At 63.2% G+C, this 14,076-nt stretch carries 12 protein-coding genes; 4 read left to right on the plus strand and 8 right to left on the minus strand.

The genetic code is table 11. The annotated features are described in order from the left end of the window. Positions 1 to 4: 4 nt before the first annotated feature. From PI93_RS03590 to PI93_RS03610, 5 genes are all read right to left on the minus strand, one after another. A complete protein-coding gene (locus PI93_RS03590; RefSeq protein WP_039372430.1) occupies positions 5 to 772 on the minus strand; it encodes a sulfite exporter TauE/SafE family protein in 768 nt (255 codons plus the stop codon). Next, complete coding sequence (gene pta, locus PI93_RS03595) at positions 769 to 1,809, minus strand: phosphate acetyltransferase (RefSeq protein ID WP_039372427.1); 1,041 nt, start codon at positions 1,807 to 1,809, stop codon at positions 769 to 771. Before pta ends, PI93_RS03590 begins: the two co-directional genes overlap by 4 nt. 76 nt (positions 1,810 to 1,885) lie before the next feature. Continuing rightward, positions 1,886 to 3,718: a sulfoacetaldehyde acetyltransferase gene (xsc, locus tag PI93_RS03600; RefSeq protein ID WP_201278423.1), complete on the minus strand. Its 1,833-nt coding sequence runs from the start codon at positions 3,716 to 3,718 to the stop codon at positions 1,886 to 1,888. 175 nt (positions 3,719 to 3,893) lie between these two features. Continuing rightward, positions 3,894 to 4,283: a nuclear transport factor 2 family protein gene (locus tag PI93_RS03605; RefSeq protein WP_039372425.1), complete on the minus strand. Its 390-nt coding sequence runs from the start codon at positions 4,281 to 4,283 to the stop codon at positions 3,894 to 3,896. Between the two features lie 35 nt (positions 4,284 to 4,318). After that, positions 4,319 to 5,752, minus strand: a complete 1,434-nt coding sequence (locus PI93_RS03610; protein WP_039372422.1) for an NAD(P)/FAD-dependent oxidoreductase — start codon at positions 5,750 to 5,752, stop codon at positions 4,319 to 4,321. A 303-nt stretch (positions 5,753 to 6,055) separates the two neighbouring features. On the opposite strand from PI93_RS03610, the gene PI93_RS03615 reads away from it, so the two are divergent. The 4 genes from PI93_RS03615 to PI93_RS03630 all read left to right on the plus strand — a co-directional run bounded on the left by PI93_RS03615 (position 6,056) and on the right by PI93_RS03630 (position 10,463). Beyond that, positions 6,056 to 6,256, plus strand: coding sequence for a DUF3311 domain-containing protein (locus tag PI93_RS03615; RefSeq protein WP_039372420.1), 201 nt, complete (start codon positions 6,056 to 6,058; stop codon positions 6,254 to 6,256). Positions 6,257 to 6,376: 120 nt separating this feature from the next. Further along, positions 6,377 to 7,795, plus strand: coding sequence for a sodium:solute symporter family protein (locus tag PI93_RS03620; protein ID WP_039372417.1), 1,419 nt, complete (start codon positions 6,377 to 6,379; stop codon positions 7,793 to 7,795). Positions 7,796 to 7,797: 2 nt separating this feature from the next. Continuing rightward, a complete protein-coding gene (locus PI93_RS03625) occupies positions 7,798 to 9,465 on the plus strand; it encodes an amidohydrolase (RefSeq protein ID WP_039372414.1) in 1,668 nt (555 codons plus the stop codon). Positions 9,466 to 9,530: 65 nt separating this feature from the next. Continuing rightward, on the plus strand, positions 9,531 to 10,463 hold the full coding sequence (locus PI93_RS03630; RefSeq protein ID WP_039372412.1) for a CobW family GTP-binding protein: 933 nt from the start codon (positions 9,531 to 9,533) through the stop codon (positions 10,461 to 10,463). Between the two features lie 117 nt (positions 10,464 to 10,580). On the opposite strand, the gene PI93_RS03635 is transcribed toward PI93_RS03630, so the two are convergent. The 3 genes from PI93_RS03635 to PI93_RS03645 all read right to left on the minus strand — a co-directional run bounded on the left by PI93_RS03635 (position 10,581) and on the right by PI93_RS03645 (position 14,056). Beyond that, a complete protein-coding gene (locus PI93_RS03635) occupies positions 10,581 to 11,984 on the minus strand; it encodes an amino acid permease (RefSeq protein WP_039372411.1) in 1,404 nt (467 codons plus the stop codon). A gap of 279 nt (positions 11,985 to 12,263) precedes the next feature. Continuing rightward, positions 12,264 to 13,079 carry an ABC transporter permease subunit gene (locus PI93_RS03640; protein WP_039372500.1) on the minus strand — a complete coding sequence of 272 codons (816 nt, stop codon included), beginning with the start codon at positions 13,077 to 13,079 and terminating at the stop codon, positions 12,264 to 12,266. A 152-nt stretch (positions 13,080 to 13,231) separates the two neighbouring features. Continuing rightward, a complete protein-coding gene (locus PI93_RS03645) occupies positions 13,232 to 14,056 on the minus strand; it encodes a taurine ABC transporter ATP-binding protein (protein WP_010805019.1) in 825 nt (274 codons plus the stop codon). Positions 14,057 to 14,076 lie beyond the last annotated feature (20 nt).

Raw genomic sequence — 14,076 nt, forward strand, 5'->3', positions numbered from 1 at the left:
CGTGCTACGCCATCTCCAGCAGCGCGTTCACCATCAGATGCCCGCCCAGCAGAATCAGCGTGAGGAAAGCGAGGCGACGCGTCGTGACGCCCGAGAGCGGCGGCGGATAACGGCGAGCCAGCAGCGTGGCGAACGTCACGATGGGGAACGCTGAGGCCGCTTGCCACCACATCGAGGCGGGCAACTGACCTGCGAAGGCGCTGTAGGTCGTGCGAATCGATGCCGTGACGGCGAACAGCAGGATCAAGGCGCAGCGAATCTGCACCAGTGTGAGAGGTTGCCGATAGAAATAGAAGATCAGCGGTGGCCCGGAGATGCCGAACATGCCGCTGAGCAGGCCACCGAAGATACCGCTGAAGAAGAAACCCGTATCCCCTGAGCGTTCGGCCTTGGGCGCAGGACGCAGCGCCGACCCGATACCGCCATACAGCACCACCGCACCGAGCAGCAGATGCAGTACGTTCGATGCCGTGCCGTTCAGATAATCGAAGAGCAGCACACCGACGACCACCGACGGCAGGATGCCGAGCGTCGCGGCGCGCACCGCTCGCCAGTCGATGTGATGCAGCGTGCCCGGCAGCGCCAGCGCGCTGTTCACGAGCGTGACCAGACTCACGAGGATGGCAACACTCGCCACCGGCGCCAGCCCGAAGCCGCTGGCACCGCCCAGCACGATCATGCCCAGCCCGAATCCCGTCACCGTTTGAAAATATGTGGCGAAGCCCAGTAGCAACATCAGGGGCAGATAGGCCTGAATCGCGTGCAGCGTCATGGCCGGATGGCGAGTGGCGAGACCCCGGTGAGCTTGGCGCGTGCGGCCTGCGCCTGCACGCAGGTCACGCCGATCACGTAATAGATGTCGTCGGCGCTGCAACCGCGCGACAGGTCGTTCGCCGGACGGTTCAGTCCTTGCAGCAAGGGGCCGATGGCCTTCGCGCCGCCAATGCGTTCGGCCAGTTTGTAGCCGATGTTGCCGGCGTCGAGGCTGGGGAAGATGAGCGTGTTGGCATGCCCCTCGATCTGCGAGTGCACGACTTTGCGCTGCGCGATTTCGGAGACGATCGCCGCATCGAGTTGAACGTCACCGTCAATGGCCAACCGGGGACGCGCTTCTTTCACGAGACGTGTCGCCTCCACGACTTTATCCACGGCCGCATGTTTTGCGCTGCCGCTCGTCGAGAACGACAGCATCGCGACGCGCGGTGGCTCCATGAGCAAGGCGCTGGCACTGTCGGCCGCCGCGAGTGCGATCTGCGCGAGTTGCGCCGCATCGGGATCGACCACCAGAGCGCAGTCGGAGAAGATCAGGCCGCCCTTCATCGTATGGAACGGCTCGCAGAGCATCATCAGGAAGAAGCTCGACACGAGTTGGAACGACGGCTGCACACCGATGATCTGTATGGCCATGCGCACCACGTCGGCCGTGGTGTTCACCGCACCCGCGACGGAGCCGTCGGCATGGCCGAGGCGCACCATCATGTTGGCGAAGCCCAGCGGCGAGCGCATTTCCTCGGCCGCTTGCGTGCGCGTGATTCCCTTCTTTGCGCGCATGCCGTACCACGTCTCGGCGAACGCATCCGCCATGTCCGACGTTGCCGGATCGATCAGCTCCATACCGGCCAGATCGACGCGTGCCACGTCGGCCGCGCGCTGTGTCCTGCCAATGTCGCCGACAAGCACGATGCGTGCGATGCCTTCACGCGTCGCCCGGGCGGCAGCCGTGAGCATCCGGTCGTCTTCCGATTCGCACAACACGATGCGCATCGGTGCACGCCGCGCCGTCTCGATGATCCGATTGATGGCTTTCATGATGTCCGGAAAATAAAAAAGCGCCCCCGGCACCCACAGAGCCGGGAGCGCTGTAACACGAATTACCTCAACCGCGTCAGACGTAGTCCTTGTACTTGTCGAGCATGCGCACCGGCTTGGACAGCGCGTCGCGGCGGAACGGATCGCCCAGCTCGCGGGTGCACATGATTTCGATGATCGTCGTCTTGCCGTGGTTCATCTGCAGGTCGATGGCCTTCTTCAGCGCAGGGCCGACATCTTCCAGACGATCGACCACGATGCCCTCGGCACCCATCGCACGGGCGATGTTGGCGAAGCTCGGGCTCTCGAGTTCGCCGGCGACGAAGCGACGATTGTAGAAGTCCACCTGATTCTTCTTCTCGGCGCCCCACTGACGGTTGTGGAAGACCACGGCGGTGACCGGAATGTTGTGGCGCACGCAGGTCAGCGTTTCCATCAGGCTCATGCCCCAGGCGCCATCGCCGGCATAGGAGATGGCCGGACGGTGCGGTGCGGCAACCTTTGCGCCGATGATCGTCGGGAACGCGTAGCCGCAGTTGCCCCAGCTCATGGCAGCAAAGAAGCTGCGTGGCTTGTTGAAGCGCAGGTAGCTGTTGGCCACCGAGTTGATGTTGCCGATGTCGGTCGAGACCATGACGTCTTCCGGCATCGCCTTCTCCAGCTCGCGCAGCACCTGACGCGGATGCAGATACTCACCACCGTTGAAGGTGCGCTCCTGCTTTTGCTCTTCGATCATGTCGAGGCTGTACGGATCGCGCTCGTGCGTCCAGTCGTCGAGCTCCTTCTCCCACGCGGCCTTTTCGGTGGCGATCTGGTCGGCGCGGGCCGCGCGCGTGGCATCGCACACGAGCGTGCGCTGCGCCAGACGTTGCGACAGGGCCACGGCGGCGGCCTTCGCATCGCCGCAGATACCGACCGAGATCTTCTTCACGAGGCCGAGCATCTTGTGATCGGCGTCGATCTGGATGATCTTGGCGTTCTTGGGCCAGTAGTCCAGACCGTGTTGCGGCAGCGTGCCGAACGGTCCGAGACGCGAACCGAGGGCGACGACCACGTCGGCCTGTGCCAGCAGCTTCATCGCAGCCTTCGAGCCCTGATAGCCGAGCGGACCGCACCACAGCGGATGATTCGCCGGGAACGAGTCGTTATGCAGATAGCTGTTCACGACCGGTGCGCCGAGGCGTTCGGCCAGTGCCTTGCACTCTTCGATCGCGTCGGCCATGACCACGCCGCCGCCCGAGATGATGACCGGGAACTTGGCTTGCGCGAGCAGTTCGGCAGCTTCGTTCAGGCGCTCTTCGCCACCGGCCCCGCGGTCGAGTCGCTGCGGACGCGGAATCTCGGTCTTGATCTGGCCGTAGAAGTAGTCGCGCGGAATGTTGAGTTGCGTCGGGCCCATTTCGGCCATCGCGCGATCGAAGCAGCGGCCGGTGAATTCGGCCATGCGGGCCGGGTGCGTCACGTGCCCCTGATACTTCGTGAACTCCTGGAACATCGGCAACTGCTTCGCTTCCTGGAAGCCGCCCAGACCGATGCCCATCGTGCCGGCTTCCGGCGTGACGATCACGACCGGGCTGTGCGCCCAGTAAGCGGCGGCAATCGCCGTCACGCAGTTACTGATGCCCGGACCGTTCTGACCGATCACCACACCGTGACGGCCCGACACGCGGGCGTAACCGTCGGCCATGTGGCCGGCGCCCTGTTCATGCACTACCGGGATCAGACGAATGCCGGCAGGCGCGAAGATGTCCATTGCGTCCATGAAGGCCGAGCCCATGATGCCGAACATCTCGCTCACGCCGTTGGCGACCATCGTTTCAACGAAGGCTTCGGACGGCGTCATGGCCTGCGGGCCACCGTCGGCGGCAGTCAGTTGCTGGGTGGCCGTAGCCGGATCTTTGGCATTCATGGGTGTCTCCAGTGAAAAATAAACGGAACAAATAATTCCGATTTCGTTGCGTATGTGGAAATCTAGGCGATCTGTTTGTCGTGGTCAATCAGTATTTTTATTATTTGGTACGTTTTGTATTGAAAAATGAAAATGCCGCGACAAGGCCATAGCCCCACGAAGGGATGGGGGAGCGTCAGAACGCGGGGCGATCCTTGCGGAAGGCGTTTTTCACTTCGATCTTGCCGTCGCGCAGGGTGAAGACATCGACCATGCGTGCCTCCACGCGGCTACCGTCTGCCTTCGTGCCGCGAAAGGTCGACTCGGACACGCCGCGATTGCCGGTGACGAAATGCACGCCCTCGGTCCATGAGGCGTCGGGGAAGTTCTCCCACGCAGACTGAAACGCGGCGCGCACGGCGTCGCGTCCTTCGAAGGTGCGACCCAGCATGTCGGGACCGGCCACGGCGTGAAACACGCAGGCGTCCGTCATGCAGGCCATGAGGGCGTCGATGTCATGGCGGTTCCAGGCGTCGTTGAAGGTCTTGAGCAACTGGATGTCGGCGGATTCGTTCTGAGTCGTCATTGCAGATTCCAAAAAAATGCAGAGGGGAAGACGGATCAACGCGCTTCGTCTTGCGCGTGATACCGCTGATAGAGGAAACGCTGGCCGATGCGACGGAAGGGCGCAAAGCCTTGCCACTGCACGGTGCCGAACACGTTCGGGTATTGCAGCGCCGAGTCGTAGATCGGCAGATCCCACGACGGGTCGCGCTGACCGGCAATGCGCTGGGCGAGGCGGCGTCCGGCGTGCGCCGAGAACGACACGCCGTTACCGCCATAGCCCACTGCGTAGAACAGGTTATGCCGGGGATCGGGCTGCGTGACGCGCGGCATCATGTCGTGACTGACATCGACCCAGCCCCACCACGAGTAATCGATGCGAATGCCGCGCAGTGCCGGAAACTTGCGATGCAGGCCTTCGACGAGCACCGCCATGTGTTTCGGATTTTGCGCATCCGCGCCAGTGATCGAACTGCGGCTGCCGATCTGCAGGCGGTTGTCCGGCAGCAGACGGTAGTAGTAGCGCAGCGTGCGCGTGTCGGTAATGACTTCGTGCGTGCGAAAGCGCGTGGCTGCGATTTCGTCGGGCGTCAGCACGCGCGTGACGAGCGAGTTCGACAGAATCGGCATGATCTTGGCGCGCAGCGCCTTGGTCACGTCGTTGCGTGTGTAGCCGCCGGTCGCGAAGGCAACGGCCTTGGCGCGCACGACACCACGCGGCGTGCGCACATGATGCACCCCGTTGATCGTCTCGACACCCAGCACCGGCGTGGACGGATGCACGCGAGCGCCGAGCGCGCGCGCCATGCGCAGATAGCCGAACGCGAGCTTCAGCGGGTGCACGCCGATGCCGTCGGGTTCGTGCATGGCGCCGCAGCTTTCCTGATCGTCGACATACTGTTCGCTGACTTCGGCGCGCGAAAGGATGCGTGTGTCGTAACCGAAGACGTCGCGCATGACCTTGGCTTCGTTGCGAAGGAATTCCATCTTGCGATCGCGGTGGGCGATGTAGAGATGGCCGCCCGGTTGCGGATCGCACTCGGGCACTTCGGCGATGAGCGACCTGAATGTGTTGAAGCCCTCGCGGATTTCGGCATCCAGACGCAGGGCGGTCTCCTTGCCCCAGCGCGCGATCCATTGCGAGCGATAGAGTCGTCCGCTCGCGTTCTGCCCCTGACCGCCGTTACGGCTGGTGCATCCCCAGCAGGTGCGGTTCGCTTCGAGCACCATGGCGCGAATGCCATGTTCGCGAGCGAGGAATAACGCGGTGGACAGGCCGGTGAATCCGGCACCGACAATGACCACGTCGACATCGGCATCGCCGGGTAGCGGGCCGTCGTCTTCGGGCGGTTCGCCGGCGGTGGCGACCCAGTAGGTTGGCGCGTAGTCCATGCCCAGGCCGGGGCCAGACGAGACCAGGGGATCGTAAAGCGGATCGTATGGCGCAGCTTCGGAGCGACGATCCAGCGCGAAGGATTCAATCGTACCCACGTTAGGCTCCTGACGGAAATGAGCCAATACTGCCAAGAACATTTTCCCGGCATTAGTACCACCGCCGCTTTGTGATGGTGCCAGCGCAAAGTGGCACCGCCGCAGCGTTTTCGCGGCTCGGGGAAGGCCTCTCTGGCACCACATTTTTCTGTCATGTGGCTCTAAACGGCGCGAATTTTGGCTGTAGATACTGGGCCAGACAAATGGGGGCCTCGTGTCGTCATCCGACGACATGGCCCAAGCGTGCACGGCCACGGTCGACGAGCCCCCGCCGAATAACGCCCCGCGTACTGGAGACAGAACATGCTCAGATTGTTGATTGGCCTTGGATTGCCGTATCTCGGCGTCGTGGGGTTGCTGCCGTGGGCGGCGTCCGTCGAGCGCTATGTCCTCGGCGTGCCGTTCATCTACGGTTGGATCTTCCTGTGGTTCGTCCTCACGTCGGCCTGTCTGTGGCTGTGCTGGACGCTGTTCGACCGTCACCTCGCGGAAGACCCGGCGTGAGTGTCGTTCGCGTCATTGCGCTTCTGATCCCTGCGCTTTTCTGACGGTCGGCACGTCCCGCCGTCATGCCCAGTTGGCGCGATACCGCGCCTCAGTACCGAATCTCCGGAGATTGCGTCGATGGCAACCCTTATCTTTGCCGGCTTCATTCTGTTGTCGGTCTATCTCGCCTTGCGAGCGCGCGGTGGACGCGGCCCTCAGAGCGTGCACGATTTTTTCGTCGCTTCGCGCCAGTTCGGCGCATGGCTCGTGTTCTTCCTCGCGGCCGGTGAGATTTACAGCATCGGGACGATGGTTGGCTTCCCAGGCGGCATTTACGCCAAGGGGCCGACATATGGCGTGTGGTTCCTCGGCTATATCCTGTTGGCCTACCCGGTCGGGTATTTCCTCGGCCCGAAGATCTGGGATGCGGGCAAGCGCTACAACGCCATTACGCTGCCCGATCTGTTCAAGGGGCACTTCAACAATCGCTTCCTTGAACTTGTCGTCGCCGTGACAGCGATTCTCTTCCTGCTGCCCTGGGGACAGTTGCAGTTCACCGGACTGGTGGCGGCGCTCAAGGGGCTGGGATGGAATTTCCAGCCGCTGTGGCTCATCTCGTTCTCTGCGCTATTGGCGTTCGTCTACATCGCCATTGCCGGCGTGCGTGCGTCGGCCTATATCGCCGTGCTCAAGGACGTGCTGATGGTCGCTGCGATCGTCATTACGGGGGTGGCGGTGGCGTGGGAGGCCGGCGTCACGCCCGTGTTTCAGGCGGCGAGCCAGCATGTGAGCAATACGATGAGTCCGCCGCAACTCACCTTCGCGATGACGACCATCGTGTTCCAGTCGCTCGGGATGTACGTGATGCCATTCGGCGTGCAGAACTTTTTCACGGCGAAGAGTGCAGCCACGATTCGCCGCACGCAGATTGCCATGCCGCTGTACATGCTGATGTATCCGTTCCTTGTGCTGGCGTCGTATTACGCGATCAGCCGGAACATCACGCTGGGCTCGCCGAACGAGGCGTTCTTCGCAGCCGTGACGCAGTTGCTGCCGTCGTGGCTGGTCGGGCTCGTGGCGGCGGGGGCGGCGTTGTCCGGTTTGCTGGTGCTCGCCGGCATCTGCCTCGCGCTGGGCCCCATCGTCACGCGCAATATTCTGTCGGGCATGCCGGAGCATCGTCAGAAGGCCAGCTCGAAGGTTGTCATCGTGCTGTATCTGCTGGGGTCGATCGTGCTCACGCTGCTGACGCCGAATCTCATGCTCACGCTGATCAACATGGCGTACTACGGCGTGACGCAGTTCCTGCCTGGCGTGATCGCCGTGGTCTTCCGCATGCGCGTGCGCGCGACGGCTGTGGCGGCAGGCGTGCTGGCGGGGCAGGGGCTTGCGCTTGTCCTCTATTTCAAGAATCCTGATCTTGGCGGCGTCAACCTCGGGTTGATCTGCCTGATCGTGAACGTTGTGGTCATGTCCGTGTTCAACCTGCTCCTTGGCGGCAACCGGGAGCGCTCGATGGATGCGGGTGTGGGCGCACTTTCCACCTACAAGAAGTGAAGATGACAGACAGAGACAACACCGCAGCCAGCCGCGACGACATTCGTGTCTACGTCGCACGCAAGATTCTCACGATGAACCCGACGCAGCCGGTGGCCACCCATGTGGCCGTGTGCGACGGGCGTATCCTCGCCGTCGGTGGTCCGGAGGACATGCGTCGCTGGACGGATGCGGCGCCGATCACGACATTGCGCGACAAGGTGTTGATGCCCGGTCTGGTCGAGGGGCATTGCCATTTGATGGAGGGCGCGATGTGGGATGCCGTCTATGTCGGCTATTACGATCGTCGTGGCCCCGACGGTCACTTGTGGGAGGGGCTGAAGACGCCCGCTGCCGTGCTGGATCGCCTGCGCGACGCGCAGCGGCGCATGACCGACGATCACAAGCCGCTGCTCGCCTGGGGCTACGATCCGATCTTCTTTGAAGGCGCGCCGCTCGTGGCGAGCGACATCGATACCGTGTCCATGACCCGCCCCATCGTCATCCTGCATGCGAGTGTGCATCTGATGAACGTGAACACGGCGATGCTGGCACTCGCCGGCATCGACGGGGACGCCGACATCGAAGGCATCGTCATGGGCGAGGACGGCGAGCCGACGGGCGAGTTGCAGGAGTTCGCGGCGATGTTCCCGGTATATCGCGTGATCGGCGAAGGGCTGTCGATCGCGGCAAGCGAGAGTGTTCGCGCGATCTGGAATTTCGGCCGCGTTGCGCAACTCGCCGGGGTGACGACAGCCACCGATCTCGTCAACGACCTGACGCCGTCGGGCAATGCCAATCTGCACGAGGCGACGCAGGACCCGAAGTATCCGATTCGCATCGTGCCCGCGTTTGCACCGCAACGCTGTCCCGAGGGTGGGCCTCAGCGCGTGCTTGACGCGCGAGAGGGCAACACCGACAAGCTGCACTACGGGCCGGTTAAATTCATCGTCGACGGCTCGATTCAGGGCTACACGGCGCGGCTGCGCTGGCCGGGGTATTACAACGGCAAGCCCAACGGCCTCTGGCTGATCCCGCCGTCGCAACTGGTCGAGACATTCTTGCCGTTCCATGAAGCGGGTCTGCAATTGCATATCCACACGAACGGCGACGAGGCCACCGACGTCGTGCTCGATGCCATCGAGACGCTGCTGGCACTGCATCCGCGTGTCGACCATCGCCACACGTTGCAGCATTGTCAGATGGCCGATGCGGCGCAACTGACGCGCGCTCAGCGGCTCGGCATGTGCGTGAATTTCTTCGCGAACCACGTCTACTACTGGGGCGATGCGCACTACCAGCGCACGATGGGCCCGGATCGCGCCAACCGGATGGACGCGGCCGAGATGGCGCTTCAGATCGACCTGCCGTTTGCGCTGCATTCCGATGCGCCGATCACACAACTCAACCCGTTGTTCACCGCGTGGTGTGCGGCCAAACGGGAAACGTCGTCGGGCCGCGTGCTGGGCGAATCGTTGCGTCTGCCTGTCGCGGACGCGTTACGTGCGATCACGCTGGGCGCGGCATTTTCGCTGGGGATGGATCATCTGATCGGTAGTATCGAGGTCGGCAAATACGCCGACTTCGCTGTGCTCGACGCCGATCCGTTCGAGGTGCCGGTGGACGATTTGCGCCAGATGCCGGTGTGGGGCACCGTGTTGGGCGGCGAAGTCTTTCGCGCGCCGACGTGATGCATAGGCGCACGGAACCCTCAGCCCCGCAGGGCGCCGGGACCGTCGTCAGGCCGCCGATCCCGATGATCGTCCTGGGCGGCTATCTCGGTGCAGGCAAGACAACGCTCGTCAACGCGCTGTTGCGCAACGCCGACGGCCTGCGGGTGACCGTACTGGTCAACGACTTCGGCTCGATCAATGTGGACGCCTCGCTCATCAGAGAGCGCGGCGACGACGTGATCGGGCTCGAGAACGGGTGCGTCTGTTGCACGATCGGCGGGCGTTTGGTCGAGACATTGATTGCCCTCGGCGAACGCGCCGAGCGGCCCGACTTGCTGGTCATCGAAGCGAGTGGCGTGTCCGATCCGATGCGTATCGCCCAAGTCGGGATGCTAGACCGAGCATTTCGGCTGCACGGCATTGTGGTCGCGGTGGATGTCGAGACGATCGATGCAGTGTTGGACGACCGCTACGTCGGCGATATCGTGCAACGGCAGATTGCAGCGGCCAGCACGCTCGTGTTGACCAAGACCGACCTTGTCGACGAGGCTATGGTGGCGACGGTCAGGCACCGTCTGGCGTCGCTGGGTGCCACGCAGATTGTTGTGACGGCAACCCACGGCGTGGTGCCACCCGAGATTCTCTTTCCCGACGTTGTTGACGAAGCCGGCGAGCCTGTTGCCGTACCGGGGCTGCTGAGTCCGCATTCGATGCGACCCGCATCCCATGCGCTGCCACGCGGCCTGCGGAGCTTCACTGTCGAAGCCTGCGGGGTGATCGACCGCGCTCGCCTGAAGGCCGCACTCGCGATGTTCCCCGAGAAACTATTGCGCGCCAAAGGGTTCGTCTCGCTGCGTGCCGGCCAGATCAGTGAGCTTCATGTCGTCGGGCGTCGTTCGATGTTCACACGCCGCCCCGATATCCCGGCATCGTCGTCGACGATCGTGCTGATCGGCATCTTTTCCGACGAAGAGCAGCGTTTGCTGACACAGGCGCTGGTTTGCGCCGTTCTCTAAGGCCATCGGCCGCGCTTCCTTCTTTCCTTCGTTCGACGCCCGCGCAGTGAGTTCGCGCACCGCAAAGCAAAACCGGCGGCAGATGATCTGCCGCCGGTCATGACGTCTATCTCGCGATCAGATTTCGAAGCCGGGGTCCGGCGAGCGCAGCTTGCGCCAGATCGAACGCACGGTGAACGCGACGAGCAGTACCGTCAGACTGACGACTCCCAGGGCGAGCGGTGTGCGCTGGTCGGGAATGAAAGCCATGGCACCGACGATGGACAGCATGCCGATGATCGCGACCCAGGTGAGGTACGGATATCCCCACATCCGTACCTTGAGCTTGCCCGGCGCTTCGCGTTCGAGTCGTTTGCGCAGCTTCAACTGGGAGAACGCAATCAGCACGTAGACGAAGATCGCGACGGTGCCGTAAGAGTTCACCAGAAACGCAAAGACCGTGTCAGGCGAGACGTAGGACATCACCACGGCCGCGTACCCGAACAGGGTGCCGACGAGAATCGCACGTACCGGCACGCCACGCGCATTGAGCCTGGCAAGCGAGCGCGGCGCATCGCCACGGCGCGTGAGGGCGAACAGCATGCGCGACGAGGCGTACAGACCGGAGTTGAGTGCCGAGAGCACTGCGGTGAGCACGACGGCGTTCATGATGTGCGCGGCTGCCGGAATGTGCATGGCTTCGAGTGCGCTCACATACGGCGTGGCCATGCCGGTCGAGTTCCAGGGCACGAGCATCACCACCAGCAGGATCGAGCCGATGTAGAAGAACAGCACGCGTCCGATCACCGAATTGGTCGCGCGGGCGACGGCTTGCTGTGGTTCGGCCGCTTCGGCGGCGGCGATCGTCACGATTTCCGCACCGAAGTAGAAGCCGGTAGCCGCGACGGCGCCGGCCATCACGGGGCCGATGCCATTGGGCATGAAGCCGCCGTGCGAGAGCAGATTGCCGGTGCTCGCGACCGCGCCCGGCCACATCCCGAATACGAAGAGCGCGCCGAGGAACAGGAACACGACGATGGCCGCGACCTTGATCGATGCAAACCAGAACTCGAACTCGCCATACGAGGCCACCGACACCAGATTGGTCAGCGTGAGCACGACAAGCAATACCAGACTGATGGCCCACGCGGGAATATCGGGTAGCCAGAACTGAATCAGGTTGGCGCCTGCCACGGCTTCCACCGCGACGACGATCACCCAGAAGTACCAGTACATCCAGCCGGTGAGAAAGCCGGCAAGCTCGCCGCCGACCGGCTTGTCGTTCCACGCGAGGCGCGCGTACTCGTAGAACGATCCGACGGTGGGCAGCGCACACGCCATCTCGCCGAGCATGCGCATGACGAGCACGACGAGCGCGCCGGTGATGAGGAACGACAGCACCGCTGCCGGGCCGGCTGCATGTACGACCACGCCGCTACCGACGAAGAGTCCCGCGCCGATCACACCGCCCAGCGCGATCATGCTCATGTGCCGTTGCTTGAGGCTCGATTGCAGATGCGTGCCGTTGTCACGATTGGCCATGGCGACCTCCCGTGAGGTGGCGCGCGATCGGCGCGGCGTTAAGCGAGAGACGAGGGGAACGGGAAGAACGGGAAGAACGGGAAGAACTGGGATAAGGGAAGAACCGGGGGGAAACGACAACAGCGACCAGGCCGACTGAATGCCGCTCGCGGGCAAGACGCCCGCTCTGCAATGTCTCGACTGCCACACAACCTCCTGAATGCCTTGTTTGACGGCAGGTGCGGCGGGGGGAGCCGCCCTGCGTCTTTTGTGATGACCAACGGACCTGCTATGACCTCGTCAGACCTTGCCTTTCCAGGGCACGAGTACGCGTTCCAGATAGCGCATGATCAGATCGAAACCGAAAGCGAAGAAGCCGATCACGATGATCCCCATGATCACGATGTCCGACGCGAGGAACTCCGCCGCGTTGAGCACCATGAAACCGAGTCCGCTCGACGCCGCCACCATTTCGGCGGCGACCAGCGTGGTCCATCCCACACCGATGCCGATACGCATGCCGGTGAAAATTTCCGGCAGCGCCGACTTCACGATGACGTGCATGACGATCTGGCGCGGTGAGGCGCCCATCGAATACGCCGCGTGAATCTGTTCCATCGATACCGACCGCACCCCCGCACGCGCTGCGATGGCAAGCGGGGCGAAGATCGCCAGATAGATCAGGAACACTTTCGAGAACTCGCCGATGCCGAACCAGATGATCACGAGCGGCAGATAGGCGAGCGGGGGCAGGGGACGGTAGAACTCGATGGGCGGATCGAATACGCCGCGCGCCACACGCGACACCCCCATCAGAATGCCGACCGGGATGGCAGTGATGCACGCCAATGCAAAGGCGCCGAACACGCGATACAGACTCGCGAGCGTGTGTTGCCACAGCGTGGAGCCTGCGAAGCCCTCGGTCATGACCTGCATGAACTTCTCGACGATGGCGCGCGGTCCCGGCAGGAACAGGGGCTTGATCATGCCCGACGAGGTAATGGCGATCCACAGCAGCAACAGCGCGATGACCGTCACGATGCTGATGGCAAGACTGGGCCCCTGGCCCGGCGCGCCGAACGATTCTCCTGCCTTGACCGGACGTGGCGCGAACATGCGGGCGAACCAGCCGCGTTGACGCGGCGTCCGAGGTGCCGAAGGGGCAGTGGCCGGGCGTTGCGTGCTGCCGCCGGCGGGGGATCCGGTCGGGGTCGCGTGGGGAGTGGTGACGGGTTTGGTCATCATGATGGCAGCGTCTCCTGCTTCGATCAGGCGGCGACCGCGCTGGTGCCGGACGTCGCCGTCTGGCCTGCGCGTTCGTCGCCGTAGATGATGCTGAGCACGGTCTCTCGCATGGCGATGAAATCGGGGCTCGACTTGATGGCGCGCGCATCGCGGCATTCGAGATAGCGCTGGTTGAAATCGAGTTCGTAGGTGTGCGTGATACGGCCCGGGCGCGGCGACATCACGATGAGTCGGCTCGCGAGAAAGAGGGCTTCTTCCACGCTGTGCGTGATGAAGAAAATCATCTTGCCGGTCTCGCGCCACACGTCGAGCAGCAATTCCTGAATGGTTTCCCGCGTGAGCGCGTCAAGCGCGGCCATCGGCTCGTCCATGAGCAGCATCGACGGATTGCACGTGAGCGCGCGCGCAATGCCTACGCGCTGCTGCATGCCGCCGGAGAGCTGGTAGATCATGTGGTTGTGGAAGTCCTGCAAGCCGACCAGCGCGAGGTTACGTGCCGCACGGGCGCGCCGTTCCGTCTTGGGAATGCCTTGCAGCTTCAACCCGAATTCGGTGTTCTCCATCACATTGAGCCAGGGCAGCAATGCGTGCTTCTGGAACACCACGCCACGGTCGGCACCGGGCCCCTCGATGGGGGCGTCGCCCAGCAGCAATTCGCCGGAGGTCGGTGCGATGAAGCCGGCCATCAGACTCAGTAACGTGGTCTTGCCGCAACCCGAGGCGCCCAGCGCCACCACGAAATCGCCGGGTGCGATGCTCAGATCGACGTGCGCGAGCGCCTGTACCTGCTCGCCGGGACGCCGGCCGGGATAGACGACGCTGACGTCGTTGACGATGAGTTGTTCCATGAAGCCCTTCTCCTGTCGAT

This window comes from Pandoraea fibrosis, assembly GCF_000807775.2.
Lineage (GTDB): Bacteria > Pseudomonadota > Gammaproteobacteria > Burkholderiales > Burkholderiaceae > Pandoraea > Pandoraea fibrosis.

Excerpts from the sequence above, each read along its gene's own strand:
- PI93_RS03590 (WP_039372430.1), bottom strand. The coding sequence starts at position 772 with ATGACGCTGCACGCGATTCAGGCCTATCTGCCCCTGATGTTGCTACTG.
- pta (WP_039372427.1), bottom strand. The coding sequence starts at position 1,809 with ATGAAAGCCATCAATCGGATCATCGAGACGGCGCGGCGTGCACCGATG.
- xsc (WP_201278423.1), bottom strand. The coding sequence starts at position 3,718 with ATGAATGCCAAAGATCCGGCTACGGCCACCCAGCAACTGACTGCCGCC.
- PI93_RS03605 (WP_039372425.1), bottom strand. The coding sequence starts at position 4,283 with ATGACGACTCAGAACGAATCCGCCGACATCCAGTTGCTCAAGACCTTC.
- PI93_RS03615 (WP_039372420.1), top strand. The coding sequence starts at position 6,056 with ATGCTCAGATTGTTGATTGGCCTTGGATTGCCGTATCTCGGCGTCGTG.
- PI93_RS03620 (WP_039372417.1), top strand. The coding sequence starts at position 6,377 with ATGGCAACCCTTATCTTTGCCGGCTTCATTCTGTTGTCGGTCTATCTC.
- PI93_RS03625 (WP_039372414.1), top strand. The coding sequence starts at position 7,798 with ATGACAGACAGAGACAACACCGCAGCCAGCCGCGACGACATTCGTGTC.
- PI93_RS03630 (WP_039372412.1), top strand. The coding sequence starts at position 9,531 with ATGATCGTCCTGGGCGGCTATCTCGGTGCAGGCAAGACAACGCTCGTC.
- PI93_RS03635 (WP_039372411.1), bottom strand. The coding sequence starts at position 11,984 with ATGGCCAATCGTGACAACGGCACGCATCTGCAATCGAGCCTCAAGCAA.
- PI93_RS03640 (WP_039372500.1), bottom strand. The coding sequence starts at position 13,079 with ATGTTCGCGCCACGTCCGGTCAAGGCAGGAGAATCGTTCGGCGCGCCG.
- PI93_RS03645 (WP_010805019.1), bottom strand. The coding sequence starts at position 14,056 with ATGGAACAACTCATCGTCAACGACGTCAGCGTCGTCTATCCCGGCCGG.